The organism is Paenibacillus sp. FSL P4-0113, assembly GCF_038009305.1.
In the GTDB taxonomy this organism is placed as follows: Bacteria; Bacillota; Bacilli; order Paenibacillales; family Paenibacillaceae; genus Paenibacillus; species Paenibacillus polymyxa_D.
This window is the reverse complement of sequence record NZ_JBBPAZ010000001.1, coordinates 3,133,562-3,158,036: the sequence shown is the minus strand read 5'-3', so window position 1 is coordinate 3,158,036 and position 24,475 is coordinate 3,133,562. Positions and strand designations below refer to the sequence as shown.

Sequence of the window (24,475 nt, the reverse complement as noted above, 5' to 3'; positions counted from 1 at the left end):
AACGCTTCTTTAATATGGGGAAAAGAGGGCTTTAGCAACCTTTTATTTCGTCATGGAAATGCCCTCTTGGCTAATAGTAATCCTCATTCTCATATTATAGTCTCACTGTCTCTCCATTTCATCTTCGGGGATGTATTCTATAATATCAGCAAGAGTAATAGTCCTTGAAAATCTTCGTTGATGGGCAATTCTGTTCAAAGCATCAAGTATATGGACAAGTGTTTCTAATTCAAGTCTTTTGGTTTTGCCATTTACCATATCTATTACAGTAGCCGGACGTATTTTTGCTTCTACGGCTAGTTTATTTCGGGAAATATCAAGTTCTTCTAAAATATCGCCAAGTTTAAAATGATATCTCTCATGAACATTCATGATGGAAAATACTCCTTTATCAGTATAGATTCTAGCCACACGTACTCTGAAATAATGATAACAATTATGCTAAATAACAAGGAAAAAAATATCCCTGCCAGGGGCAGAGATATAAGATGCAGCGGACTATTCTGTGAATGTATCAGTGTTTCTCTGATTCATTCTCAGGTATATATTCGAGAACATCATGTAGGGTTAATGGACGACCAGAGAGCCGAATCAGTGTTTCCATCACGGTATTAAATGTTTTAAATTCGATTCGCTTGGATGTATTGTTACACATCTCATAGATGGTATTAGGTCTGATTTTTGCCTCACGAGCGAGAGCATTTTTAGTAATCCCGATTTCTCGAAGTAATTCTTCAAGTTTAAAAACAATTCCCATACATACACCTCATTATAGAAATTTAAATAGAAATAGCATTAACTATTTAAGTTTATCTTCAAAGGATATAAAATAACTACAAAGGTTAATCTTAAAAGGTTATAAAATTTACAAATCTAATCTTTAGTAAAGACCGATTTAATAGATGTGAAGGGAGCTAATCTAAATGAACAAAGGTAATTTTGAAAAAGTAAGTGTCATTCTTGGTCCCTGTGATCTTCCGCATATGTATGAGCTTTTTGAGGGCTATCTAATCAAGGACCGTTACGTCATGATGATCGACAATAGCGTGCTTACTCTTCGACATGTAAAAAAGGAAAGACATCATTCGCATCTATATTTTGATGGCGATACAGGCGGCATCACTCTTGCCAGATATGTACAACGTGAGGACATAGATGTGATTACCGAGTTAGTCGAACGGTTGCGCAACATGGATGCATTAAGTTTTCTTACAGACGAGTTGTTATGTAACACATGTCGAGAAGATATAGACTTTGATTTAGTTCGGAATAAAGGACTATGAAAAAATGGCGAACATAAATTCAGCCTCGAATTTTTGTTCTCGTCTTATTTATATAATGTAACACAGAAGCGTAAAAGGGTGAAATGAACACCGTTGTAAAAGAGATACATAATGCCCCAAAAGCTCTTGCATGCTCGTAGATTTCATTATATAATTTTAAATGATTATGATTCTCATTATCATTTAAGTCTTTAGGCACAGACTCCCAATATGAGCCTAAGTGAATAGGGTGGGGTATGTACACATGGCGAGAGCAGATGTGGCAACTGCCCGAAGACAGCCCAGCTGTCCTCATAAGGTAACGCGTAAACGAGCTTTGAGAACGCTCAAAGCTGCGAAGCGCGCGAGTTAGAGGTTCCAAGTTAACTGCAAATGGCAATATCAGTGTCAAATTTTTTAGTCTCCTCGTTTTATTTTGCACTTGCTCTCCTGATGGTGGACACAGGAAGGCAGGTGCCTTTTTTTGATGCAATAAATATAGCGCCAGGCGGATTTCGAACCGTTCTGGCGCTTTTATTTTTAGAACTGTATGAGCCAAACTCATATATTCTTTTTATATCATGTGCAATTTGCTATTGAAGTAGTTGGACGAGATTTTTCCTGCGCTTGGCAAGCCGCTCCCGAGGCTTACTCCTGGTAAGCTACATTGATTTTCATTATAGTCGTTCAGCATTAACAGCGACATTTAGTTCCATAATAGACTCCAACGCTCAGGAAGACTGTTCCTGAGCGTTGTTTTGTACTTCGGACTATGTCTCTAGCAAGATCTTTCCTGTCTCAGAAAGGTCATATCCCTGAATGGCTCCCAGTTCCCGCCGGAAGCTGTCCGAATGAAGAATCTGCAATATAAGATCAATCCATTCCTGTCGCTCTGGTGTGCGCAGCATGACGATATCGTACTGCTCCTGAATGAGTGGAATAAACTGCACGGACCCCACAATACTGGCGGCCTTCTCGATTCCGATACCAACATCGGCTTCGCCGGAGGCGACCTTGCCTGCTACAGCCATATGATGCGTCGATTCGTCTTCATATCCGAGCAAGGCAGTGCGGTCTATGTGATGAAGACGAAGCTGCTCGTCGAGCAGGATGCGCGCGCCGGAGCCCTTCTCGCGATTCGCCAAACGCAGCCCCGGAAGCGCCAAGTCCTTCCAGCCCTGCAAACCATAAGGATTCCCTGTCTGGACATACAGCCCTGCTTGCCGGGATAACAGACGGATGACGAGGTACGAGAAGCCGTTCAGAATTTTGCGAATATAAGGCAAATTATACTCACCGCTGTCGCCGTCCCACAGATGAGTACTGACGATGTCTGCTTTGCCCTGGTACATAGAGATGAGACTGTCCAGACTACCCCCATATGAGCGGAGCGGGCGAATGGACGTCTGTTGGCTCTCAAGATGCTTGACGAGAATGTCGAGGCTGATATCCTGGCCAGTAATGACTGCTGTACTGGAATTCTGCGTCGAACCGCCGGATAGCGAATGCGGCGGGATCATCATGGATATGGGTGTGGGTGATGGGTCGTGCTTCAGCAGTTGGCTTTTGGAGCGCTGCTTGTAAGCTTCGAGATCACTGGCATCCACCCGCATTTGCTTACCTACCCGGTACGAGGGGATCTCTCCTTTTTTGATCAGATCATAGACGGTCAGCTTGGATATCTTCAGTAGCTTGGCTATTTCCTCAGTCGTATAGGATACAGGAGAATTCATAGTAGACCTCCATTAATAACAGTATGATTGAAATGTATCAATTTCTGTGATGTATCATGCACAGTGTCTCATATATTGTACACCAAATCATCTGGCATAACAGAGGCTGGCGAAAAAGTCAGGAACATCAAGCTTCTAAACAGGCATAAGTGATACTTGCCAACTGCTCTTTGGTGGTTTACAAGGATTACCTTCATAGCTATAATGAGATATGAATTTATACTAGTTATATCTAATTATAACTAAACATGATTGAACGGGGGATGGAATTTGAGAAGAATCAAGTCTACGATTGGAAGTCTAGTAGCTATATGGGCACTAGTGGTGTTAGTTGCTTGCGGTTCCCAGAGTGCTGCGCCCGCAGCTCCTGTAGAGCCGGCGGCAACAGCAGCACAAACAACAACGGAGAATACAGCAGGCACGAAGGCACCGGACCAGCAACAGGTGGAGTTGACGATCTCTGCAGCGGCAAGCCTGACGGACGCCCTGAATGATATTAAGACCGGATATGAGCGGGAGCACCCGAATGTGAAGCTGAACTTTAACTTCGGCGCCTCCGGTGCACTTCAGCGTCAGATTGAGCAAGGAGCGCCCGCAGACGTCTTTATCTCTGCCTCTACCTCCAGCATGAAGGCGCTTGAGGGAAAAGCCCTTGTCAAGAAGAGCAGCACGTTGCTCGCGAATGATCTGGTATTAGTCGTTCCTGCTAAGGATGGAGTGGCGCTCAAGAAACTGGATGACCTGAAGGGACAAGACATCAAGACAGTCGCGATTGGCATTCCTGACAGTGTGCCTGCGGGGAAATATGCACAGGAAGCGTTAACGAATCAAAAGCTGTGGAGTGAATTGGAGCCGAAGCTGGTACAAGCCAAGGATGTGCGACAGGTGCTGCAGTACGTAGCAACAGGTAACGCGGATGCGGGCTTCGTATACAAGACGGATGCACTTTCCACGAAGGATACACGCATTGCGTTAACAGTGGACTCCAAGCTTCATTCTCCGATTACCTATCCGCTCGGTTTGGTAGCTGCCACAAGTCATGAGGAGGATGCACGTCAATTCTACGATTATTTGCAAACCGAGTCTGCGCTCCAGGTGATGGAAAAGTACGGCTTCCGTAAGGCGGAATAGTTGTTGACTGCTGTGAATTGGGCGGAATTTTGGCCTCCGGTACAGCTATCCCTGCAGGTCGCTTCTCTGTCCTGTGTGATCGTGCTGGTCCTAGGAGTACTGGCGGCCCGCTGGATAAGGCGAAGCCGCATACGTGGTAAGCTGGTGCTGGAGACCATTTTCATGCTTCCATTGGTGCTGCCTCCGACGGTAGTCGGGTTCCTGCTCCTGGTCATTCTGGGACGTCGAAGCTGGTTAGGACAATGGATCGAATGGCTGTTCCACGCGTCAGTCATCTTCTCCTGGTGGGCGGCGGTGCTGGCGTCTATCGTGGTGGCATTCCCGCTCGTCTATCAGACAATGAAGACGGCATTCGATGCGGTGGACCGTTCACTGGAGGACTCGGCCAGATCGGCAGGGGCTGGCGAATGGCAGATGTTTCGCTACATTACGCTGCCGCTGTCCTATCCTTCACTGCTGACTGCCGCGATACTGGGCTTCGCACGGTCGCTTGGCGAGTTTGGAGCGACGCTGATGATTGCCGGGAACATTCCGAATAAGACGCAGACGGTACCTACGGCGATCTATGTAGCTGTCGATGCAGGGAATCAGACGATGGCCTGGGCGTGGACGATTGCCATTGTCTTAATTTCATTTATTATGCTGCTTGTTGCGAGAAGGAAGACTTGAGCAAATGAAGCGTAATGATGTGTGTAATGCAGGCAATGAAAGCAGTAAAGTTAATATAGCCTAGAGGAAGTAAAAGAAGCAGAGGTAGTGCCTTAGACTATAAAGCTGTTTGCGCAGGACTGAATACGTATGAACCACCCCACAGGCTAGCGGAATGGATTGAAGAATCGTTGGGATCGTAATAGACTTTTTCATGGAGTCGCCCACCTTTCAGTTGGTTTGTAAGGGTACAAACCAACTGAAAGGTGGGCGACTTTACTTTTACCATTTAGTGGTTAATCAACAGGCCTGTACATTTATTTCTTTTGTGCAAACAGCCATTCAATCATATCCTGATTTTGCAGAGCCGGTACCCAGGAGAAGTGTCCTGTAGGTTTGATAATCCCTGCTTCGTATTCAGTAAAATGAATGAGGTTACCGTTTTGTGCTTTTATGGCAGCTACCATTTCTTGCGAGTTTTTAGGACTAACTGTGGTGTCGTCTGCAGCATGGAAGGCCCAAATCGGAACGTTTTTCAGTACTTCAACGTGTTTAGGATCGACAGGTGCATACATGTTAACGGCTTTTTCATAGTTGGTCAAACCGGCAATGGGTACACCTGCGGCGAACAAGTCAAGATTCTTTTCCAGCAGTCTCCACGTACCCATAGCTCCTTGAGAAATACCAACAATATAGATTCGGTCGGTGTCGATTGGGTATTTTAACGCTGTTTCACGTACCAAATCGGCTACAGCGCTGTTGCGTGGTTCATCCGCCCAAATGAATTTATGTTCCAAGTCAATCGGGCTTTGTGGTGCGATTACGAAGGATGGGTGTTTGGCTTGCTGCTCAGGAGAAGCCCAAGTAACAGCTCCGGCGTTTGCCAGCAAATTTACTCCGTTTCCGTCACCACGTTCGCCGTTTCCGTGCAGGAATACAACCAGAGGGTAGGTTTTGCCGGGCTCAACTTTAGGCTCAAACGTAAAGTAGTTCAGCTTGAAGCCTTCTTTATTTTCAAAGATGCTTTTTTGGAAATCGTCTACGATCGGTGTAATTTTATCTGTTGCTTTTACAGTCTGTGCAGAGGCTGGGATGAATGTTTTCTTTGAAGTTGCAATATCTTTCTTTTGACTAATAATATAATTCAACGTGTTGATGCGGTTAACTGCGCTTGTTGCATCGTAAGTAAGGGTACTTGCATTTTTATCTTGTGTATCCAGCTCAATCACGACATATTTACCATGAGTACTGCGGTTGGTGATGGCTCCAGTATCATTGGTATATACACCGGTCACGGTTCTATCTGTATATACATCATTGAGTACAGATTGAACCTGAAAGCTAGACGTGGATAAAGATGCCCCGTCAATATTGGTGCTGTATTTCAGTACAACAGCAGAAACGACTTCACCCAAAGGCTGTACTTGAGTAAGCAGGGTAGCCTGTGGCGCTGGGACATCTGTTGCTGCTGCGGCAGAGCTGGAGGATGGGAAAAAGATCGTTAGCAGGAACACGAAAGATAATAAAACAAGGGCAAAACGTCTTCTTTGCATGAGATTAATCTCCTTTGGTGTCATTTTTTAAAGCGCTTACTACATGTTCGGGATGGTTAACTGTATGCTGTGGAATCCATACAAATTAAAAAAAAGGCAAACTCCGGGTACACAAGTGTACTCGGGTTTTGCCTTTTCAGTAACAATCCCACTTGAAGGATAGCACCTTCATTGGAATTTGACAAGTGAAAGCGCTACATTTTTTTGATGTTTTATTAAAAAAGTTTTACTTTGGCAACGGTAATATTATGGTATATAATCTCCTTAACTTAACACTGTTAACTTATATAACGATGTTAAAAAAGGGGATGAAATCATGAACCAATATGATGTTATTGTCATCGGTGCAGGATTGGGTGGCTTATCCTGTGCAGCAAGACTCTCTGCGCTCGGTTACCGAACAGCTGTTTTTGAGAGCCATACTCTGCCTGGCGGTTTCGCAACTGAATTTACAAGAAAGGGATATACCTTTGATGTCTCCTTGCATGGTGTCGGCGGACTCGAGGAAGGAAGCTTTGGTCAGATGCTGAAGGCCTGTAATGCGGACCAGCGAATTGTTCCTCTCCGCAAAAAGCACCCTTACTCCATTCGTTGGGAAGGCCAGAACATTGATATTCCGTCCGATGTTCAGGAGTATGTGCAGCTCCTCAAGAACATGTTTCCTACTGAGGTGAAAGCCATTGACAGTCTATTCGCGGGCATTCGCCATTTTGAAACAGGCTTTTCTGCTTTTTCTACTCTCACTTCCTGGCGCAAGGCGGTTGGCCTGCTCAAAGCTGGGACCTTTCTCCGCTGGACGCAAATGACCACCTGGGAAGCTGTAAGCCAGTTCGGGTTATCTGACCGCTTCACGGAATTTTTCACCGCGCTGTGGGCCTATTACGGATTGCCTCCAAAGCGACTTGCGGCCCTGTATTTTTTTATTCCCTGGATCGGCTACCACATGGAGGGGACGTATTACATTGAGGGAGGCGCACAGGCTTTATCTAATGCACTGGTTGACGCTATTAAGTCAGCGGGAGGAGAAGTTCACCTGCGCAGTCAGGTATCTGAGATTATACTCGAACATGGTAAAGCTGCTGGTGTCCGTCTGAAAAAAGGGGATGTATATAAAGCCAACTGGATTGTGTCTGGTATCAGTCCCCATCATACCTATGGCCGTCTACTGGAAAACCATGATGCTGCCCGTCGTGAGCTGGAAGCTGTCAGCAGTTTGGAGACTGGCACGTCTCTCACCCAGCTATATCTGGGATTATCATGTGAACCTCATGAGCTTGGCATCACCGAAGAAGACTTAATCCTGCGTAATGAGCCGGATTCGGAGACAGATTATGAAGTAATGATGAGCGGCCAGTACACGAAAGGCAACTGGATGCTCACGAATTATAACGCCATGGACCCTAAGCTCAATGAACCGGGAAAGGGTGTCATCGCAATTACATTTTTGGACAGATTGGAGAACTGGCCTACCGCACGTCCCGAATACAAAGCCAAAAAAGAAGCCGTGACACAGCAGATATTGGGATGCCTTGAACAGCTGTATCCGGGTTTTAGCAGCAAAGTGATGGTAGCCGAATTGGGCACACCACGCACGATGCAGCGTTATACCGCTAATCCCGACGGGGCTGTTTATGGCTACGCACAAACGGTTCGGCAGTCCGGTATAAAAAGGCTCAAGCACAAATCAGCAGTAAAGCGTCTATCATTGGTAGGGGCCTGGACACAGCCTGGGGGCGGGTTTCAAGGGGTTATGGAATCGGGTATAATGGAAGCTGATCGTATCGCCGCCAAATTGGGGTAGGCAGAAAGGGCAAGTACATCTACTCATGAAACATATCAAACGCCGAGAACGTGAAAGCAATGAGATCCGCCGGAAAATCATTGAGGCCGCCCGATCGCTTTTTCTGAATCAAGGGTATGCTGAAGTCTCCATGCGCAAAATTGCGGATCAGATCGAATATTCACCAACAACTATTTATCATTATTTCGCCAATAAGGAAGCAATTGTAATTGAACTCCTGCTAGAAGGAAATGCCTTGTTTCTGCAGGCTCTTCAGCAACGTGCGGATGAAGCACAGGCAGCGGGATTGAACGCTCTGGACACACTGAAGGCGGTGTCTGATGCGTATGTTCGTTTTGGAACGGCTAACCCGGAATATTACAACATTTTGTTTATCAGCAACCTGGAATCTGTAAGCTTGGTTAGTCTTATAGACAGTGGGAGCCTTAAAGGCTTTGAGCTTCTTGAAGCTGGGCTCAAAGCCGTTATGGAGGAGGGTTCCATCATTCAAGGAGATGAGCGCTTGTTCGCCAGCTCTGTATGGAGTATGCTGCACGGCTTGACTTCTTTGCTCCTGAATTTTGATTTTCCTATGGCACAATCAAATGATGAATTGATTTCATTTACTATAGATACTTTCCTCAAGGGGTTAAGCCGCTGATGCAGCGGCTAACTTTCTTTACCTCACATCACTGTACATGTGAATCCGCATACGACCCTTCCGAAAGATTAACGAAGTTCCAAATCTGAAAGCTGCTTAAGCACGGCTTCAATACGACGTTTATCTTTTTTGAGCATCACGAGCTGCAAAGAAGCAAGAAGCAGATCTGAGATATTGGCCCAAGCGTCTGCTTCCAGAGCGGGCAGAAGATCCCGATGAATCATAATATCTAGCCCCTCCGTTGCAATCTTCTGATGAAGCTCACTACTGGATAGCCATTCAATCACCTGCTCAGCTGTAGGACAAGAGTAGGCGAAAAGTACTGCCCAGCCATCGACCGGATGATTGACCTTATCCCGTATCCAGTTAATGACCTGCGGTGAATGAAAATGCTGTAGCTGCCCATTAGCGGTGTATCCTTCTAATTTGCCATCTGCAACCGAATGCTGTAGCAGGTGATTGCAAACACATACCAAGCCTTCCTGCCCGGGTAGGCAGCGGGCGCTCAGATAGGCGCGTGTGGACGCAAATGCACCCTTAGCATGTAGGGTATTGTTTTGTGCTAAAGATGTCCATACTTGCGCGGTTTCCGGTTCCCACAAGGAGCGGACCCAATCAGCAGCCCCAACCCCTGCGGTCTCCCCTACCCAAACGGCCCATGTAGAGAATGGAACCTGGCTATGTTGAATGTTCTGCCAGTGCTGCTCCCAGGCAAGAAAAATATCCTTTGGATCATAGGCTTGAAAAGCCTGCACCACAGCAGGATGATCTACGCCATGCATGGTGGTGTAATGGATCAGCGTCTCCAACGACTGCGCATCCTCCAGCTTCATCGTACAAAACATGTCCAACCAGCGTTGCCACAGTTGTAGTGGTGGACTGTTTAGCTGAATGCCATGCTCGTCTGACACGTTAGACCAATCCCACAGCCATAGTCCGTGCAAGGTGAGCATGGTTTCTATATAGGCGGGTAGATTTTCTGCGAGCAGAGTAAACTGATCCAACTCATGATCATAACAGAACACCGCTGGCTCTGTTGCGGATGTCGCCATATCAAGCAGTATCGGATCACCCGCACCATTATAATTAAGGATCAGATATCGTTGCTCGTCCGCTGCTGAGTCGGTATCTTCCCCATAAGATGTAAAATAGCCAATATACTCATGATTCCAGCCAAATTCTCCTGTGATATCGTCGAGGATATTCGGTTCTTGTTCAAGGCCATTACTGCTTTCATATGAACAAGCCGGTTCATCGGCTACAATACAGTGTTGAGGGAGGCACCATAGCAAATGTAAGCTGCCACACCGCTTTATCAACTCAGACAGGGAGGCAGGCAAAGGCATCTGCAGCCGTTCCTCCAGCTCAGTTAGTTCACTTGTAGAAATCCCCTTCGACCATTGGTATACCACGTCAGACATCCCACCTTGTCTCAGACGATCGGCGATCTGTCCCAGCTTTTCTAAGGTTCGTTCAAAATGTACTGTCATTCGTATTTGTCCTCCTCTTACTCTACAACCTGGCAATGCTCTTTTTGCAAGAATGCTAGAATTTCATCACGAAGTGCTATCGCTGTGGGTTCATAAATGATCGCCACTTCGCGTCCATATGCATAGTTAAAACGCACATATCCGCCTAGAGTCTGAAGAAAAGCCATGCAAATATGCTCGTTTTCAATCCATAGATTTGAGTCAAAATGCTGTTTAAAACGCTGAGCCAATACCTGTATAGATGCTGGAGCTATTTGCAAGGCTTGATCGTTCGGATGGGCTGAACCGCAAGCTTCCGCCGTCTCGGGTGGATTAAATAGTAGAAATGTTGCTGCTCTATCCAGACTGACAGGTTCGAAATAACGGGGGAATGGCTCTATTCTTCCGAATTCATCCTGTAGTATATGCTCCAGTGTATCTGTAAATGGAACCTGAACATCTAATGGCTTCTTAGTAATGACCTCCGAATGTCGCGGTAGCCAAAGCAAACCTTCGACCTGAGGGTGCACCGCTAGGAAATCCCCATCTATGGAGCTACCGATGACCACGCACTCGCCTAGCTGTTGCACGGTGATCGGACAGTTATCATCATGCCTCCACAGTTCGTAATCCGCATAGGATTGTAATAGTTGAGCATCAGGCGGTTCAATCACCAGCAGTCCGCAAAAGGTACCAGGCCCATAGCGGGTGAGGAATGCTACATAGGGAGGTGGTAAAGTTAATCCATAGGTATGTTCGAAAGTTGTCAGTTCTTCGGCAGCCACCGTCGTATGTTGTGTGGAAACCCAATACATATGAATACACCTGCTTTCCGGCACTCTATCTATAGGGGTAGAGTCCAAAAGTAAATGAGAGATATGCTATAATCAGGAAATAAAATAGTTATAGATTAGTCTATCTTAATTCCGTAGGAACTACAATTTGTGAGGGACGAAGGAGGAACACATCTTATGACATCAGGGGTACAAGCCTACATCGGTCCAATTTTTGAGGAGATTGACCAGACATACGCTTCTGAGCAAAAGCGCATCGCCGAATTCCAAATCAAAAGCGTCCTTCACGAAGGGATTCATGAATACTTAAAAGTTACTTGTAAGAAGGATGGGCTGTGGGTGGATACCCACGAACCGTTTGATTGGGATCGTCGTAGACCGGATGCGGAAATTTCTGGGTTTACAGATGGGGTAACATTGCAGCAGGTGCAGGACGAATGGATGCCTATGTTCAAGGAAAAGATAGAGGCGCTATTTAATTCGGAAGAATTCAGCTCCATGTTCTTTCGTTATCGACTGGATTTTCATCTGGAAGTGGTCTTGGAGAATAAGGCCAATCATTTTACATTCTCACTCCTAAATGAAGATAAACGGCAGCAACTGTTAGCCACTATCCAACAGTTTGTAGAGCAGAAGCTCAACCCCTCCAGTAAAGCTATCCCGAAGGAAGAGGACGATTTCTTCTTAGTGAGACACTTGCTTGATCCTCATTTGTACCCTGTAAACGCCCAGCGGATGAATGAGTTGCTGAATCGAATGGATGCCAAAGTGAAGGTCAGCCGCAAGCGTGAGGAAGCATGGAGGTATCAGCTCAGCAGTGGCTTAAAGCATTGGGCTGAGGATGAATTTCTGCTGAAGTATGCGGATCGGGAAAAAAGCTATGGACTGGATTATAAAGTGAAGCCCGATATTCTCCCTTCGGAAATTCCCGCGCCAGCCATGGAGATGTTCCTGCTTACCGCGATGCGGGTGGGCTCGACCGATGCCGATGCACGGCAGAAGTATTTGGAGATTGCTGCACAGTTGGGTTCGGATCAGGCAGCCCAGTGGCTTAAGAACGGATCAGGAAGCATCCCAGCGTTATATACAAGTGAGCGAGTCATCTGCCAAGCCAATGATATTTTGCAAACGCTGGAGGTTCAGATTCGTTCAGAGGAAGAAGAGAGCTATAGAGAAGCACTCGTATATTTATGCGATATTTTAAGAAAGGGCTTTACCAAGGAATATCGGATGAAGTTCAAAAGCAAGGTGAAAAACTACCTGCCTGTACCCAAGTTGGCTAAATCTACGTTGCATCGTTTCTTCGCCAATGCACTTGAATATCCTGCGCTGCATCCGTTGCTGGCTGAATATGCTGAGGTCGTGATGGAAGAGTTCAAGTGGTATAACGATGTAGAGCCCGGTGAAAAGTCGGCAATGCCGGGAACCTATGCGGTGATGGGACTGGGCCTAAAAGGAAAGAACTATTTCCCATTAGTGAATCGTTATATGAAGCTGGTGGACAGTGAACATCAGTCCGTACAGGACGGTTACGCCGCTGTATTTGCTGACGCACACGGACTGACACCGGACACGATACCCGTTTGGACGAGGGTTCTACTGGCAGGCAACGAGTCTGCCAAACCACTGAAGTCATCCGGAATTGAAACCGTAGAGCAGGCACAGGTATTGGTGGAGGAGCTTAAGAAGCTGGAGAACTACGAACAAGAGGTGCTTGTTTATCGTATATGGGGTGGCGCGAAGAAACTAAAAAACAGCCTGAAGCAGGCTGTCCCTGAGGTAAAAGAGCTGCTGGAAACGCTTATTCCATAAAAGCATCATATTCATGATAATATCGCAGTCCTTGCGCAATGCGTTCAATATCCGGCTCGCTTCCGCTGTGGCGTAACACTTCAATGACATCCTGTACAGTCGCCACCTCCAGCCAAGATTGCACCTGATGGTCTGGCAGAGATGCAGGTATACTTTCATCACGATGATTGGTGACGGTGAGACCGGCATCCTCCAGTTCCCACAATTCTTCCTCGGGAATGATGTAATAGGTAGAATTGAGCGGATTACTTTGAACATGTTTCAGATTGGCAAATACCCATTCATTGATTTCTGTTTGGTCAACGGCATGGACCAGTGCTTCAAGGCTGTCAAAAGTTTGTATGCTCATGTATGGAGACTCCTCTCTTAGCCGCTGGCTTATGCTGTAGCTTTTGTAATATCTTTAAGATGGACTGGCGATTCTTCGCATCCTTAATGTACCTGGGAATGGAGTGGGAAGCCGTACGCATCATACCGGATGCAGGCTTTTCTCGCAACTCGGCAGAGATATAGGAGAGCAGGTAATTCAGGTGTATCCGGTTAAGAGCCCAGACAGGTTTCCCCCGATAGTAATCTAGGAAGTACAGCTGGAGCTGGAAAATAGGGTCTTTTCCGTTTTGGATCACGTTCGTATGCCATTCGCGTGATTGCACACGATGCACCGGAACCTGATTGCGTGTCTCACAGTGCGGACAGTTTATATTTGTATTTTTATGGAGTTTCGTTCGGTCATCATGGATTTCGATATTAAAATACCGTTCGCAATGGTTGCATACGCCGCGTGCATAGAATGTATAAGATTCGGGCTGCTGATATGTGTAGTAACAATGAGAACATCGAACGACGTAATAACAGTCTTTTTTGGATATGGAAATAAAAGCTTGGCCCTGACAACGGGGGCAGTGAACAGTTACCTGTTCTCCTCTTCTAATCACGGCGCTAAAGTCATATTTGTATCCATATTCATCTTTGAAGCGTTTTTGCTCCATGTTCGTTCCTCCTTTTCGGAAAGATCGTAAAAACGCACTCTTTATATTTCATATGTTATAATATTCCTTAACAACAGAATGGCTTAGATGGGCGGTCGGCTAGTCTCCTGTGAGGGAGGTGAGGCCTGTGGAGGTTAAAGACACCTTAATGTTGATGATTCAATTCGCAACGTTGGTGATTCTGATTCTTTCCTTCCATAAAAAGAAATAGACCGCCCGTGGTAGGAACCGGTCTATTTCGAATACCGTGAACTTGCAGCCACCGCCCTTAAAAGCGGCTGTTGCCAAAGAGTGAGGATGTTGACGCATCTTCACTCTTTTTTAGAATATACATCTTATTCCCATTTTAACACTTGAAAAAGACCTTTTCAATGTGCCTAAGAGCGAAAAGGTGAATAAAGATGCGCGAAAGGAGAGGGCGAGCATGAGCATTTTTACAGGACTACAGCGTCCGCAATTCCAGGCTTACTATGATGAGGCTTTTCTAATAGAGCATCGTTTTGAAAATGGTATGGGCTTTCCGCCTTCTTATATAGATTATGTCAAAACTCTTGGTTACGGGCGACTATGCGGCTTATGGAACATTCATATTCCTCTTGGCGATCACCCGGATTCATGGCTTCATCGTTATCATGATTGGCGGGCTTGGTTTGATGATTTGCTGGAATCAGAAGAGGTTTTACAAGAAGCGGCGCTGGAGCCAGATGGTTTTCCGGAGCTTTTGGAGCATGCGGTCCCTTTCGCTTCCAGTGAAGAGGATGACTTGCTGATCTGGGATATTCAATCGCCTGATGAACGGGGGGAATTCCCAATCTATGCTTTGAATCTGCGCACATGGGGCAATTTTCGGTATGCAGCCTCGGATTTGTATAGCCTCGTCGAAGCGTTGGTGGATGAAGAGCGCGTGAAGTCGGTATTGGGGACAGAGCGTACATCATTCCCATATACGTTTGAACCCTTTTAACAGGTCAAATAACCACCTTGGCATTCAAACTTCAAGGTGGTTATTTGTGCTGCTATTCTTCCTAGCGGTCATCATATTGGGCTAAATATTGCTGTACCAACTCATATCCAGCCACGCCCATTACCGTATATTGATTATATTCTTCCAGTTCCAGATTGCGTATATATTCATCCCCACAGTATAGATGGCCCGCGCAATTAAAATATTTTAGCTGCTGTTGTTCCTCGGAAAGAGGGCGATGATCGATAATGGGCCATACTCCTTTCGTCAGATTTTGGGTGGCGGTGAATATAACTTCAAATCGGCCGCGATAATTTGTGAACGGAAGATATGTCGTTTCTCCCTCGTACGCTTGATTCTGGCCTATGGATAGAACCCCGAAGGAGAACGCTTTTTTGAATCTACCATACAGTGCGCAGATCACCTGACATACCGCAAATCGGCCGTCATGCAGGGGGATAACAAAAATATCGCCTTCCTGATGTTTGATTCTTTTGAACACCATCGTCAGGCCAGCTCTTCCTGAAGGATCTCTGTTTTTAGACCTTTAGCGCTGGTAATCGTAATGCTGATCGCATCATAGCCGTTCCGCTTCGCATCTTCAAAATCGCATCGTTCGCCATTGATCAGCTCTAACTGCCCATTCTCATCTACATCGTCTGCAAACTCGTCATCCCAATCAACATTATAAAAGGCAGTTACGCTTACCTCGAAAGTATCTTCACCATCTTCGTCCAGATAGGGCAGCAGGGGAGTGCGATTGTTCTGCTGCTCCTTGGTATAAACTTCGCATAGCAGAGCATCGTAACCATGGCGGGTTCCGTCAAAAATCACGATCTGTTCACCTGTGACTGCATCTTCTGCAATAATGAGTTGGGGTGCAAATTCAGTACCAGTGATCAGCTCGTCCATAAGTTCTCCGTAATAAAAAATGTGGAATTTCGTATGTCCTGCCTGTGAACGAAGCGTACCTGTCCACTCCTGCTCGACCCATGCCTCAGGGTTTTCGGGTACAACCCAACCCTCCAAATAAGCCGGTCCCTGCTTAGCATTATGTATTTCTGTCATCATTAGGCCTTCCTTTCTGCTCGTTGAGTCGTTCAATTACCTGATTAAAAAACGTTGTAAAGTCTGTTGCCACCAGATACAAATGTCCGCATTCGTCCTGCTCTGCAATATCATAGTTCAGTTTGTCATCATAAGCATGAAGATGTGTGCGGTCCCAGTAGTACACATACGGGGTGTATTGCTTACATGTCAGAACGTAAAAATTGTCGCCCGCATCTGCACCAATCAACAAAGCGCTCTCGACATGATTGATTTCATCCAGAAATTCATCATTAATCGCTAGAAGGTCATGATTTTTGTTGGATACCTCATATCCGAAAAAACAAGTCAAATCAATGTCTCCGTTATCCACTCGATCGAAGGGCACATTGCAATAAAAAGGGGCGGCTACATAAAATCCGTTATATTGTGAAAGAAAACGTTTATAGCCAGCGGGCAATATACGCTGTATCTGTTCCTCCAATGCTGCGATCTGGGCAGGCAAAAGCCCTGATTCAATTGCGAATGACATCAACAACCAGCCCCCTTGATTCTAGTAAACCATAGATCTCTTTTTTGGAAATGAGACGACGCAGCGGTGCATCACTGTGAGATTATGTCATCGATAGGGTAACGATTTTGTTGTTCTCATCCACATCTACCTTCACATTCACTCCCAGCTTATCCTTAAACAGCTTACTGATATTGATATAGTCATCCTTAACCGGACGGCTTGAATTACCAGTTGTGCGAGTCATCCCAGCGGTGATGATGGAACGGACGTATGTTTTATCGAGCTTGGCTTCGGGATTATAGGTATAAATCATCCGTTCATGCTGATTATAAAAATGGGTTAATTCCGTGTAGTCGTTAGCATTCTCATACTGCTTTTCCTCACGCACATACTCAGGGTGGTCCATGGTGTAGTGGATTCCCCCGTCGAGGAAAGGATTTTCCTTGGAGGTTCGGAGTTCATATTGTCCATAGGCTAGCTGAAACAGATACTCTAAGCCTGAGCCCTCCGCCTGGTAGTAGAGCTGACGACTGTCCCCTCTTTTATCTATAGCGGCATAGCTACTGATTAAAGGCCAGGCATCATACTTTTTATCCTTTACCTCAATGGCAAGCTTGTAATGTACAAGCACCTTTTCATTTTGAAATAATCCAAAGCTGCTCATAATAAAATACGCAGGCACACATATAATTCCGATAATTAATATGAATATAAATATTCTTACACGCATAAGTAGAGTGATTCTCCTTTGGTTGTCGATTATGTGGAAAGCTCCCGTTTGGCAGATACACGGAATTCCTCATGCTCTACTAATTGTTTCAGAGCATGTTGTGCGAAAGGCATGCTTTTATGTGCGCGAAGCAATGCAAAAGCGGCCCCCTTGACTAAGATATATGTATCACTACGGATCAACTCTCATGTCTGTAGCTCGATAAAGCTTCTTCCGGTCCGCCACCCTCCAGCAGCACCATAACCGCATAGGAGATCGTATCAATCCAATCGTCGAGGGTGTTGATCTGCTCTACGGTCAGCAGATGATTTCGCTGCAGCATACCATCAGGATGCAACGCCCATGCCCGTGTATATTGGCAAATCCCCCACAGTGCGGCAATCAACTCTCGTTCTATGGATGGTTTCTCCAACTCATCTGCCAGAACTTCAATGATAGTCATGAGTTCATGAAAATTGTCCTCGATCAGTTCGCCTTGGAAGGGGCGAAGCATCCCTAAAAATCCGCTTCGCATTTTGGGATGCTCCAGATCATCATGGATAAAAGAATGACAGCGCAACAGCTCACGGGCTTCTTGTTTATTCATGAAGTTCCGTAATCTCTGCACGGATGCCTCTGCACAGAAAGCTGCCTGACAGCCCCGACAAGGCATCGATGTCAACGACCATATCAGCCTCTTCATAACGGAAGTCAAGTTGCAAAATGATATTTTCTGTTTCTACAGGGCTTAATACATGCTCTTTAGTTTCCAGAAATGTAAAAGTTACTGCATAGCGTGGGACGTCTTTTGCTGGAGCTTCAGGGATTACAGGTGCCTCAGTTGAAGGCTCCAGATCCGGTGATTTAGGGACAAGCACGCTAGCGTAGGATAGCTCAATCGTCAGCGTAATCTGGTCTTTCGTCATATTAGCAGCTGTAATTCGGTCATAATGAAAGGGAGGGAAATAGCCAAGCTTTTCGACAATGCTGTCTGCACCTTGAATAGAAACAGTTGGAGAGAAAGCCAGCTCCAGTCCGATGGACCCTGCCAGTTGGTCTTCATATTCCGGATTAATACGGACAAGGGCCTGTTCCGGCTCTACTTTCAAAATCGTGCCTATAAAATACTGTTTGCCATGGATCAGAACAATATCATGCGGAACGAACGGCAACGCTCCCCCGGCTTGATAATGAATGAGATATTCGTTCTCTTTTTTTTCAACCTTTTGAACTTGAATTTGCATAAATTGCAGCCTCCTGGGGTTAATAGTATGACGGATTGTTTAAGTGTGTGGTAAAGGGAACGGAGTCCACGATTGAAAAACATACTTCATATCCGGGGTATCCTGTTCGAGCATAAATGGAAGAATATCCATAATGGCGCGTGCTTTACTGCCAGCATAAAAGTTGCGCGAGCTATGTAACATTTTGTTTGCCTTTATCCACTGGCTGAGCTGCATCATAACGTCTTCGACGATTGTTTGGTTGATACGTTCATAAACGTCCTGACGGATCGAAACGAGTATGCCGCAATTATTGGATGATTGGGACATGGGGTCATTGGACAAAAGAATGTACACTTCCGGCGTCGTCCCTTTGTTATAGGACGATTTGATACTAGGCGCCTCTATAACCAGCATCAAAGGAGTCAATTCATCATTGGTTACAATACGAAGCAACTCCTGCTTGTCCCAGCGAATCTTACCGTGTTTGGCTTTCGTGGATTGATAGATAGACACACGGGTATTGCGGATTCCTGATATATTCAGGAACGTTTCAAAACAATCGAACAGGTTAGCAAAGCACTCTTCAGCAAACAAAGTGTGCTTCTCCGACAAGGAACCGGTCATTATAAAATTATAATGCAAGTTGTTAACCACAAGCATCCATCCTTTATTCATGAATTACCAATTCTTATACCATAATATATGACATGAAGATCGAATTCACCTTTTATATAGACTGTGGTCCTGTTCATTAAAATCGTTTGGAAACCAGTTCAACTTCGCGTATACTAGGAAAGTCATACATGGAACGGTCCTGAGCCGCATTGCGGCCGTATGTTGGTTACATGAACAGATTCAACGATAACGGATAAGCTCCCTTCCTGAAAAGGGTAGAATGAGAACCGATACAAAAATGGGAATTCTGAACTATGGAACGATAGATGTCATATGGCACATGAACCTATTTTACGTGACACATATTGAATACAGATAAGGGAAGTGAATACCACTTGAAGAATTTTGCAGCATTAGGCGTAGAGCAGCATTGGGTAGAAGCCTTGAAAGAACAGGGGATTTCATCTCCAACTCCTGTACAGCAGGAGTCGATTCCACTGCTGATGGAAGGTCAGGATGTGATTGCCGAGGCACATACGGGAACCGGAAAGACGCTTGCGTTTTTACTGCCGATTTTACAAAAGCTGAATTTGGACAAGCGGCACCCGCAGGCGCTTGTGATTGCACCTACGCGTGAATTGGCACTCCAGATTACAGAGGAAGCTAAATGCTTGGCTGCTGCGGAGCCGAGTTTATCTCTACTAGCTGTTTACGGAGGACAGGACGTGGAGCGTCAGCTTCGTAAACTGAAAGGTGGCGCACAACTGATTATTGGGACACCTGGGCGACTGCTGGATCACCTGAGACGTGGCACGCTGGATCTAGGCGGCATTAAAATGCTGGTCCTGGATGAAGCCGATCAAATGTTACACATGGGCTTTTTGAACGATGTGGAGACGATTCTTCAGGAAGTTCCTTACCGGAGACAGACGATGCTGTTCTCCGCTACGATGCCAGCCGGTATTCGCAAACTGGCTCGTGTATATATGAACGAACCTGTAGATGTCAAAGTGAAATCCGCTTCTTCCGTTCCGGTGAGCCAAATCCGTCAGGTCGTTGTGCAAACAACAGACCGGGGTAAGCAACAGGCATTGGTGGATATGCTGAATACGGATCGTCCGTACTTGGCTGTTATTTTCTGCCGTACGAAGCGCCGGGCTGCCAAACTGAACGAAGAGCTGCAAGAAATGGGCTTTCAGAGCGGTGAGCTTCACGGGGATTTGTCCCAGAACAAGCGGGAGCAAGTGATGAAGGCGTTTCGTGAAGCGAAACTCCAATTGCTCGTAGCGACTGATGTAGCTGCACGCGGCCTGGATGTAGAAGGCGTCACGCATGTCTTCAACTACGACATGCCGCAGGATGCCGAAAGCTACATCCACCGCATCGGGCGTACCGGCCGTGCCGGAGGCAAAGGCGTGGCGGTGACGCTCGCTACGCCAAGGGATATTCCAGAGCTTCGGAACATCCAGAAAGTTGCTGGTGTCACATTCACCAGCAGTGAGGGCGGCGGACAGCGTAGACCTGCTTCCGATACGGCTGATCGGCAGGGTCGAGAACGCCGTTCGGGCAGAAACGACCGCCGTTCCTACGGTGGCAACGACTCCGGCGGTGGACGCCGGGGCAGCGGCCGCGAACAGGCGGGCCGTCGTGACAGTGCAGGCGGCGAACGTCGCTCTAGCCGCGGCAGTAACGAGCGCAGCGGATATGACCGCAGCAGCGGTTCCGCACGAGGAGGCCAAGGTCGCTCGGCGGGACAAAGCAGCGAGCGTGGCGGGTATGACCGTAGTAGCGGCGGTTCTGCACGTGGAGGCCAAGGTCGCTCGGCAGGGCAAAGCAGCGAGCGCGGTGGATATGACCGCAGCAGCGGCGGTTCCGCACGAGGAGGCCAAGGTCGCTCGGCAGGACAAAGCAGCGAGCGCGGTGGGTATGACCGCAGCAGCAGTGGTTCTGCGCGCGGAGGCCAAGGTGGCCGCGGTGGACAAGCCAAAGGCGGCCCGCGTGGTGGTCAAGGACAAGGAGGCCGTCGCGGACGGTCCAGATAGATAAAATAGGAGTATTCTCATAGAATGCTCCACTATGGTTATCATAATAGCCCCGGGGAGGCTCATCTTCCGGGGCTATTGTAATCTTCATCCATACCGCTGAAAGAGCAGCGCCATAAGATAAATTCAAAAGATAAATTTGGAGGGGTTATACATCATGCAGGAACAGGATATGGGCAAGCGCGCCATGGTCTCAGCATGGATCAGCCTGATTAGCAACATCCTATTAACCGGCATTAAGATTATTACAGGACTTATGTTCAACAGCAAGGTGCTGGTAGCCGATGGTGTGCATAATGCTGGGGACGTGATTGCCTCTGCAACGGCACTGGGGGCGATGCGCATATCTAGCCAGCCGCCGGATGAGGACCATCCTTATGGTCACGGCAAGGCAGAAGTGATCGGTGCAAGCGTGGTGGCGGTCATATTGTTTGGAGCGGGTATATTCATCGGCTATCATTCGATTGCAGCACTGTTCGAACCGATGCCACAGGAGCATATACTGGCATTGGTGGCCGCCATTATTTCCTTGCTCTGGAAACAGTGGCTGTATATCTACACGATTCGTATCGGGAGAGCGGCCAATAGTCAGGGTCTTATTGCAACGGCAAAAGATCATCTCGCTGATGTGTACGCCTCTGGGGCTGCTGTACTGGGTATCGGATTGGGGCTGATTGGGGAGCACTGGGGCATTTCAATCTTATCTTACGGTGACCCTATTGCGGGATTCGTAGTGGCATTGCTAGTTCTGAAATTGGCGTGGGAAATGGGCCGTGAATCCATAGATGTGCTTATGGAAAAGGCGATTGCAACGGAGGAAATTGAGAGCTACGCCGCAGCCGCACTGAGTGTAGCCGAGGTTCAACGTATTGACCGTATCCGTGCCCGTGAGCACGGCCATTATATTATCGTGGATATCCGCGCTTCAGTGGATGCCTCTTTGACGATTCAGCAGGGACACGATATTATTCGACTGATTAAGGGGGCTGTCATGAAGCGGGAACCGCGGGTTTATGAGGTGCTTGTCCATTTGAATCCATGGTATGCGGACGACCACTAGAACAGACGGCGCGAATTGACAGATAACTTGCAGGAAGGGTATGCTTTTAAAAGCCGAACGATGATGAATAAAAGCGAGGTTACCCGAAAATATGCGAAAATTTTTAAAATGGTTAGGCATTTCTGTGACTGCGGCGGTTCTTTTAGTGGGCGGATATTATACGTATTCTATATATCATTTTACGAATCAAATTTCAGTTGCTTCCGGACAGGATTCGAAATTCAAACCGCAGGCACAAACTCAAACCAATGTACAACCTGTAGAGGTATCGCTCCCACCGGAATGGGATGGGACAGAAAGAGTGAATATTCTGCTGCTAGGCGGCGACTCCCGTGGAGAGGATTCAGGGCGTTCTGACTCCGTTATGGTTGCTTCTATTGATCCGGTTACGAAAAAGGCTACACTGATGTCGATTCTTCGTGATACCTACGTCAATATCCCAGGTCATGGGCAAAGTCGATTGAATGCTGCCTTTTCCTACGGGGGACCGGATTTGACCAGACAGACCGTGAGCGACCTGCTGGGCATACCAATTCAATATTATGTATATACTGATTTCAATGGTTTTATTGCGCTGGTTGATTCTGTGGGTGGTATTGACCTGGATGTCGAAAAAGATATGCATTATACCTCCAAGGCGGATAAACACCAGTTTGATATTGATTTGAAAAAGGGAATGCAGCACATGGACGGTAAAACAGCCTTGCAATATGTACGCTTCCGTCATGATGCGACTTCCGATTTTACGCGTACGGAGCGGCAACGCAAATTCATTACTGAGCTTGGCGGTAAAATTCAGTCAACCTCATCTCTAATCAAACTGCCGAGTATTTTAAATAGCATTTCTCCTTATATTGAAACGAATCTGAGTACTACGGAAATGCTGCAATTGGCTTCATTGGGCTTTAATATCGATGCAACAACAGTAGCGAAGCAGCAAATCCCGCCGAATGAATTGGTGCGCGGGGAAACCATTAAGGGTGCGCAGGTATTGGGTGTAGACGAAAGAAAGCTCAAGCGCTTCATACAGAATCTTTTTGAACAGGAGAACAAACCTGTGACCACGACGGTGGATGCTGCAACCACGATAAATGATACTCCATAACCCTCGAAAGCAAGCGAAGTTCGTACGATGACGTACAACTTTGTTTGCTTTTGTGTTTATTTGGGTATAACCTTGTATATTTTGTCCCAAAAATATATCGTATCTATGAAGAACGTATACTCATTTGTGTAAAGAGAAGGGGAATGTGGTGTGGAAATAACTCCGGCATGGAAAGACCGATTCAAGAAGTTTTTTCTGAACAACAAGTTTGTGTTATTCCTGCTGGTACTGCTGCTGATCGGCTTGAATATCTTGGTTCTTACCAAAATTTCATACATATTCACACCTGTCATAGTGCTGTTAAAAACGATCATTCTCCCTGTTATATTATCCGGCGTGTTGTACTATCTGTTCAACCCGTTGGTTGATGTACTGGAGCGTAACAAGGTGAAACGAGTATACTCCATTGTTGTATTGTTTTTGCTTATTATAGGGGTTATTGCGATTGTGGTTACATCGGTGGTGCCTGTGATCCGTGATCAAATACAGGGGCTTATTCAAAATTTCCCTGCCTATAGCGAGCAAGTACAACGACAATTCGAGAAACTGATCGGCAGCGATTTTGTAAACCAGTTCCAGAACACGATTCAAATTAATCCATCTGAGCTGGCCTCCAAAGCTTCTGAAAAGTTATCTAGCTTTATTAATAATGCATGGACGGGTGTGGGCAGCTTTTTGGGCGTGGTTACAGAAACGGTACTTGCGATTGCCACGGTTCCATTTATTCTGTTCTACTTGCTAAAAGATGGACACAAGCTACCACAGTTTATCCTGAAAATGCTCCCGCCTATGTTTCGTAAAGAAACAGATCGCATTATGACCGAGATGAATCATCAGGTCAGTTCCTATATTCGTGGGCAGATTATTGTCAGCTTCTGTATTGGGGCGCTGTTGTATATTGGTTACCTAATCATTGGATTAGACTACTCTTTGACGCTTGCAGTCATTGCATCCTTTACGAGCGTTGTCCCCTACTTAGGTCCCGTCATTGCCATTACACCTGCGTTAATTGTAGCCTTGGTTACCTCACCGATTATGCTGCTCAAGATGGTTATCGTGTGGACAGTCGTACAGCTCATTGAGGGTAAATTAATTTCTCCACAAATTATGGGCAAATCTCTTCGGGTACATCCGATCACGATTATCTTCGTTATTCTGACCGCAGGCAATTTGTTTGGTGTGGTGGGAATTGTACTGGCGGTTCCGGGGTATGCTGTCTTGAAAGTAATCGTTACACATTTGTATAGTTTCTTTAAAAAGCGTTCGCATCTCTATGAGGCGGATAAAGGGAACGCAAGTCTTTACGAAAAATAAACTTTTCCACTATAAAATTGATAGGGGCCCCTCTTGGGTAACTGTGG

28 protein-coding genes are annotated in these 24,475 nt (G+C 46.3%); 13 read left to right on the top strand and 15 right to left on the bottom strand.

Translation table 11 applies throughout. The features are described from left to right. Nucleotides 1-102: 102 nt before the first annotated feature. On the bottom strand, nucleotides 103-372 hold the full coding sequence (locus MKX46_RS13435; protein ID WP_039271640.1) for a helix-turn-helix domain-containing protein: 270 nt from the start codon (nucleotides 370-372) through the stop codon (nucleotides 103-105). Nucleotides 373-514: 142 nt separating this feature from the next. Continuing rightward, nucleotides 515-757, bottom strand: coding sequence for a helix-turn-helix domain-containing protein (locus MKX46_RS13430; RefSeq protein ID WP_029518571.1), 243 nt, complete (start codon nucleotides 755-757; stop codon nucleotides 515-517). A 166-nt stretch (nucleotides 758-923) separates the two neighbouring features. On the opposite strand from MKX46_RS13430, the gene MKX46_RS13425 reads away from it, so the two are divergent. Together MKX46_RS13425 and MKX46_RS13420 are read left to right on the top strand one after the other, a co-directional pair. Then, nucleotides 924-1,283, top strand: a complete 360-nt coding sequence (locus tag MKX46_RS13425; protein WP_318627954.1) for a hypothetical protein — start codon at nucleotides 924-926, stop codon at nucleotides 1,281-1,283. Nucleotides 1,284-1,527: 244 nt separating this feature from the next. Then, nucleotides 1,528-1,635, top strand: coding sequence for a putative metal homeostasis protein (locus tag MKX46_RS13420; protein WP_341071314.1), 108 nt, complete (start codon nucleotides 1,528-1,530; stop codon nucleotides 1,633-1,635). A 397-nt stretch (nucleotides 1,636-2,032) separates the two neighbouring features. Here MKX46_RS13420 and MKX46_RS13415 read toward each other — a convergent pair whose 3' ends face one another. Continuing rightward, nucleotides 2,033-2,995 carry a substrate-binding domain-containing protein gene (locus tag MKX46_RS13415; protein ID WP_069010054.1) on the bottom strand — a complete coding sequence of 321 codons (963 nt, stop codon included), beginning with the start codon at nucleotides 2,993-2,995 and terminating at the stop codon, nucleotides 2,033-2,035. A gap of 270 nt (nucleotides 2,996-3,265) precedes the next feature. On the opposite strand from MKX46_RS13415, the gene modA reads away from it, so the two are divergent. After that, nucleotides 3,266-4,126 carry a molybdate ABC transporter substrate-binding protein gene (gene modA, locus MKX46_RS13410; RefSeq protein ID WP_340933503.1) on the top strand — a complete coding sequence of 287 codons (861 nt, stop codon included), beginning with the start codon at nucleotides 3,266-3,268 and terminating at the stop codon, nucleotides 4,124-4,126. A 3-nt stretch (nucleotides 4,127-4,129) separates the two neighbouring features. After that, nucleotides 4,130-4,795, top strand: coding sequence for a molybdate ABC transporter permease subunit (modB, locus tag MKX46_RS13405; RefSeq protein WP_029518567.1), 666 nt, complete (start codon nucleotides 4,130-4,132; stop codon nucleotides 4,793-4,795). A gap of 296 nt (nucleotides 4,796-5,091) precedes the next feature. Here modB and MKX46_RS13400 read toward each other — a convergent pair whose 3' ends face one another. Continuing rightward, nucleotides 5,092-6,327, bottom strand: a complete 1,236-nt coding sequence (locus tag MKX46_RS13400; RefSeq protein ID WP_340933500.1) for a PHB depolymerase family esterase — start codon at nucleotides 6,325-6,327, stop codon at nucleotides 5,092-5,094. A 316-nt stretch (nucleotides 6,328-6,643) separates the two neighbouring features. On the opposite strand from MKX46_RS13400, the gene MKX46_RS13395 reads away from it, so the two are divergent. After that, complete coding sequence (locus MKX46_RS13395) at nucleotides 6,644-8,128, top strand: phytoene desaturase family protein (protein ID WP_340933497.1); 1,485 nt, start codon at nucleotides 6,644-6,646, stop codon at nucleotides 8,126-8,128. Between the two features lie 25 nt (nucleotides 8,129-8,153). Then, nucleotides 8,154-8,768: a TetR/AcrR family transcriptional regulator gene (locus tag MKX46_RS13390; protein WP_340886656.1), complete on the top strand. Its 615-nt coding sequence runs from the start codon at nucleotides 8,154-8,156 to the stop codon at nucleotides 8,766-8,768. 68 nt (nucleotides 8,769-8,836) lie between these two features. Here MKX46_RS13390 and MKX46_RS13385 read toward each other — a convergent pair whose 3' ends face one another. After that, a complete protein-coding gene (locus MKX46_RS13385) occupies nucleotides 8,837-10,258 on the bottom strand; it encodes an SMI1/KNR4 family protein (protein ID WP_340933496.1) in 1,422 nt (473 codons plus the stop codon). 17 nt (nucleotides 10,259-10,275) lie between these two features. Further along, a complete protein-coding gene (locus MKX46_RS13380; RefSeq protein ID WP_340933494.1) occupies nucleotides 10,276-11,052 on the bottom strand; it encodes an SMI1/KNR4 family protein in 777 nt (258 codons plus the stop codon). Between the two features lie 156 nt (nucleotides 11,053-11,208). Here MKX46_RS13380 and MKX46_RS13375 point away from each other — a divergent pair, with 156 nt between their 5' ends. Next, nucleotides 11,209-12,843: a DUF6138 family protein gene (locus MKX46_RS13375; protein ID WP_069010048.1), complete on the top strand. Its 1,635-nt coding sequence runs from the start codon at nucleotides 11,209-11,211 to the stop codon at nucleotides 12,841-12,843. On the opposite strand, the gene MKX46_RS13370 is transcribed toward MKX46_RS13375, so the two are convergent. Together MKX46_RS13370 and MKX46_RS13365 are read right to left on the bottom strand one after the other, a co-directional pair. Next, nucleotides 12,833-13,192, bottom strand: coding sequence for a DUF7716 domain-containing protein (locus tag MKX46_RS13370; RefSeq protein WP_176715670.1), 360 nt, complete (start codon nucleotides 13,190-13,192; stop codon nucleotides 12,833-12,835). The genes MKX46_RS13375 and MKX46_RS13370 overlap by 11 nt on opposite strands. Further along, nucleotides 13,173-13,832, bottom strand: a complete 660-nt coding sequence (locus MKX46_RS13365) for a DNA gyrase inhibitor YacG (RefSeq protein WP_069010047.1) — start codon at nucleotides 13,830-13,832, stop codon at nucleotides 13,173-13,175. The genes MKX46_RS13370 and MKX46_RS13365 overlap by 20 nt, the downstream gene beginning before the upstream one ends. A gap of 109 nt (nucleotides 13,833-13,941) precedes the next feature. Here MKX46_RS13365 and MKX46_RS25595 point away from each other — a divergent pair, with 109 nt between their 5' ends. Beyond that, a complete protein-coding gene (locus tag MKX46_RS25595) occupies nucleotides 13,942-14,043 on the top strand; it encodes a putative holin-like toxin (protein ID WP_219728090.1) in 102 nt (33 codons plus the stop codon). Nucleotides 14,044-14,256: 213 nt separating this feature from the next. Next, the gene (locus MKX46_RS13360; protein WP_029518560.1) at nucleotides 14,257-14,796 is read left to right on the top strand and encodes a hypothetical protein; all 540 of its coding nucleotides are present in this window, start codon (nucleotides 14,257-14,259) and stop codon (nucleotides 14,794-14,796) included. A gap of 61 nt (nucleotides 14,797-14,857) precedes the next feature. Here the strand turns inward: MKX46_RS13360 and MKX46_RS13355 are convergent, their stop codons facing one another. The 7 genes from MKX46_RS13355 to MKX46_RS13325 form a co-directional block, all read right to left on the bottom strand. Further along, nucleotides 14,858-15,301: an immunity 26/phosphotriesterase HocA family protein gene (locus MKX46_RS13355; RefSeq protein WP_069010046.1), complete on the bottom strand. Its 444-nt coding sequence runs from the start codon at nucleotides 15,299-15,301 to the stop codon at nucleotides 14,858-14,860. A 2-nt stretch (nucleotides 15,302-15,303) separates the two neighbouring features. After that, nucleotides 15,304-15,864: a hypothetical protein gene (locus MKX46_RS13350; protein WP_069010045.1), complete on the bottom strand. Its 561-nt coding sequence runs from the start codon at nucleotides 15,862-15,864 to the stop codon at nucleotides 15,304-15,306. Continuing rightward, a complete protein-coding gene (locus MKX46_RS13345; protein WP_081317503.1) occupies nucleotides 15,848-16,375 on the bottom strand; it encodes an SMI1/KNR4 family protein in 528 nt (175 codons plus the stop codon). Before MKX46_RS13345 ends, MKX46_RS13350 begins: the two co-directional genes overlap by 17 nt. An 82-nt stretch (nucleotides 16,376-16,457) precedes the next feature. Continuing rightward, a complete protein-coding gene (locus MKX46_RS13340) occupies nucleotides 16,458-17,087 on the bottom strand; it encodes a hypothetical protein (protein WP_069010044.1) in 630 nt (209 codons plus the stop codon). A 178-nt stretch (nucleotides 17,088-17,265) separates the two neighbouring features. After that, nucleotides 17,266-17,673, bottom strand: a complete 408-nt coding sequence (locus MKX46_RS13335) for a hypothetical protein (RefSeq protein ID WP_069010043.1) — start codon at nucleotides 17,671-17,673, stop codon at nucleotides 17,266-17,268. Beyond that, on the bottom strand, nucleotides 17,666-18,310 hold the full coding sequence (locus MKX46_RS13330) for an immunity 50 family protein (RefSeq protein ID WP_069010042.1): 645 nt from the start codon (nucleotides 18,308-18,310) through the stop codon (nucleotides 17,666-17,668). Before MKX46_RS13330 ends, MKX46_RS13335 begins: the two co-directional genes overlap by 8 nt. A 39-nt stretch (nucleotides 18,311-18,349) precedes the next feature. After that, nucleotides 18,350-18,967 carry a hypothetical protein gene (locus MKX46_RS13325; RefSeq protein WP_069010041.1) on the bottom strand — a complete coding sequence of 206 codons (618 nt, stop codon included), beginning with the start codon at nucleotides 18,965-18,967 and terminating at the stop codon, nucleotides 18,350-18,352. Between the two features lie 335 nt (nucleotides 18,968-19,302). Between MKX46_RS13325 and MKX46_RS13320 the strand changes: the two genes are divergently transcribed. The 4 genes from MKX46_RS13320 to MKX46_RS13305 all read left to right on the top strand — a co-directional run bounded on the left by MKX46_RS13320 (nucleotide 19,303) and on the right by MKX46_RS13305 (nucleotide 24,428). After that, a complete protein-coding gene (locus MKX46_RS13320) occupies nucleotides 19,303-20,949 on the top strand; it encodes a DEAD/DEAH box helicase (RefSeq protein ID WP_341071313.1) in 1,647 nt (548 codons plus the stop codon). A 157-nt stretch (nucleotides 20,950-21,106) separates the two neighbouring features. Beyond that, on the top strand, nucleotides 21,107-22,009 hold the full coding sequence (locus MKX46_RS13315) for a cation diffusion facilitator family transporter (RefSeq protein WP_029518550.1): 903 nt from the start codon (nucleotides 21,107-21,109) through the stop codon (nucleotides 22,007-22,009). A gap of 91 nt (nucleotides 22,010-22,100) precedes the next feature. Next, nucleotides 22,101-23,114 (top strand): LCP family protein, encoded by a 1,014-nt coding sequence (locus MKX46_RS13310; protein WP_013312376.1) that lies wholly within the window; start codon nucleotides 22,101-22,103, stop codon nucleotides 23,112-23,114. Between the two features lie 150 nt (nucleotides 23,115-23,264). Then, nucleotides 23,265-24,428 carry an AI-2E family transporter gene (locus tag MKX46_RS13305; protein WP_069010039.1) on the top strand — a complete coding sequence of 388 codons (1,164 nt, stop codon included), beginning with the start codon at nucleotides 23,265-23,267 and terminating at the stop codon, nucleotides 24,426-24,428. Nucleotides 24,429-24,475: the final 47 nt, after the last annotated feature.

Bases quoted from the DNA above. Each gene is read 5' to 3' on its own strand.
- MKX46_RS13435 (WP_039271640.1), bottom strand. From the start codon at position 372: ATGAATGTTCATGAGAGATATCATTTTAAACTTGGCGATATTTTAGAA.
- MKX46_RS13430 (WP_029518571.1), bottom strand. From the start codon at position 757: ATGGGAATTGTTTTTAAACTTGAAGAATTACTTCGAGAAATCGGGATT.
- MKX46_RS13425 (WP_318627954.1), top strand. From the start codon at position 924: ATGAACAAAGGTAATTTTGAAAAAGTAAGTGTCATTCTTGGTCCCTGT.
- MKX46_RS13420 (WP_341071314.1), top strand. From the start codon at position 1,528: ATGGCGAGAGCAGATGTGGCAACTGCCCGAAGACAGCCCAGCTGTCCT.
- MKX46_RS13415 (WP_069010054.1), bottom strand. From the start codon at position 2,995: ATGAATTCTCCTGTATCCTATACGACTGAGGAAATAGCCAAGCTACTG.
- MKX46_RS13400 (WP_340933500.1), bottom strand. From the start codon at position 6,327: ATGCAAAGAAGACGTTTTGCCCTTGTTTTATTATCTTTCGTGTTCCTG.
- MKX46_RS13395 (WP_340933497.1), top strand. From the start codon at position 6,644: ATGAACCAATATGATGTTATTGTCATCGGTGCAGGATTGGGTGGCTTA.
- MKX46_RS13390 (WP_340886656.1), top strand. From the start codon at position 8,154: ATGAAACATATCAAACGCCGAGAACGTGAAAGCAATGAGATCCGCCGG.
- MKX46_RS13385 (WP_340933496.1), bottom strand. From the start codon at position 10,258: ATGACAGTACATTTTGAACGAACCTTAGAAAAGCTGGGACAGATCGCC.
- MKX46_RS13380 (WP_340933494.1), bottom strand. From the start codon at position 11,052: ATGTATTGGGTTTCCACACAACATACGACGGTGGCTGCCGAAGAACTG.
- MKX46_RS13375 (WP_069010048.1), top strand. From the start codon at position 11,209: ATGACATCAGGGGTACAAGCCTACATCGGTCCAATTTTTGAGGAGATT.
- MKX46_RS13370 (WP_176715670.1), bottom strand. From the start codon at position 13,192: ATGAGCATACAAACTTTTGACAGCCTTGAAGCACTGGTCCATGCCGTT.
- MKX46_RS13365 (WP_069010047.1), bottom strand. From the start codon at position 13,832: ATGGAGCAAAAACGCTTCAAAGATGAATATGGATACAAATATGACTTT.
- MKX46_RS13360 (WP_029518560.1), top strand. From the start codon at position 14,257: ATGAGCATTTTTACAGGACTACAGCGTCCGCAATTCCAGGCTTACTAT.
- MKX46_RS13355 (WP_069010046.1), bottom strand. From the start codon at position 15,301: ATGGTGTTCAAAAGAATCAAACATCAGGAAGGCGATATTTTTGTTATC.
- MKX46_RS13350 (WP_069010045.1), bottom strand. From the start codon at position 15,864: ATGACAGAAATACATAATGCTAAGCAGGGACCGGCTTATTTGGAGGGT.
- MKX46_RS13345 (WP_081317503.1), bottom strand. From the start codon at position 16,375: ATGTCATTCGCAATTGAATCAGGGCTTTTGCCTGCCCAGATCGCAGCA.
- MKX46_RS13340 (WP_069010044.1), bottom strand. From the start codon at position 17,087: ATGCGTGTAAGAATATTTATATTCATATTAATTATCGGAATTATATGT.
- MKX46_RS13335 (WP_069010043.1), bottom strand. From the start codon at position 17,673: ATGAATAAACAAGAAGCCCGTGAGCTGTTGCGCTGTCATTCTTTTATC.
- MKX46_RS13330 (WP_069010042.1), bottom strand. From the start codon at position 18,310: ATGCAAATTCAAGTTCAAAAGGTTGAAAAAAAAGAGAACGAATATCTC.
- MKX46_RS13325 (WP_069010041.1), bottom strand. From the start codon at position 18,967: ATGAATAAAGGATGGATGCTTGTGGTTAACAACTTGCATTATAATTTT.
- MKX46_RS13315 (WP_029518550.1), top strand. From the start codon at position 21,107: ATGCAGGAACAGGATATGGGCAAGCGCGCCATGGTCTCAGCATGGATC.
- MKX46_RS13310 (WP_013312376.1), top strand. From the start codon at position 22,101: ATGCGAAAATTTTTAAAATGGTTAGGCATTTCTGTGACTGCGGCGGTT.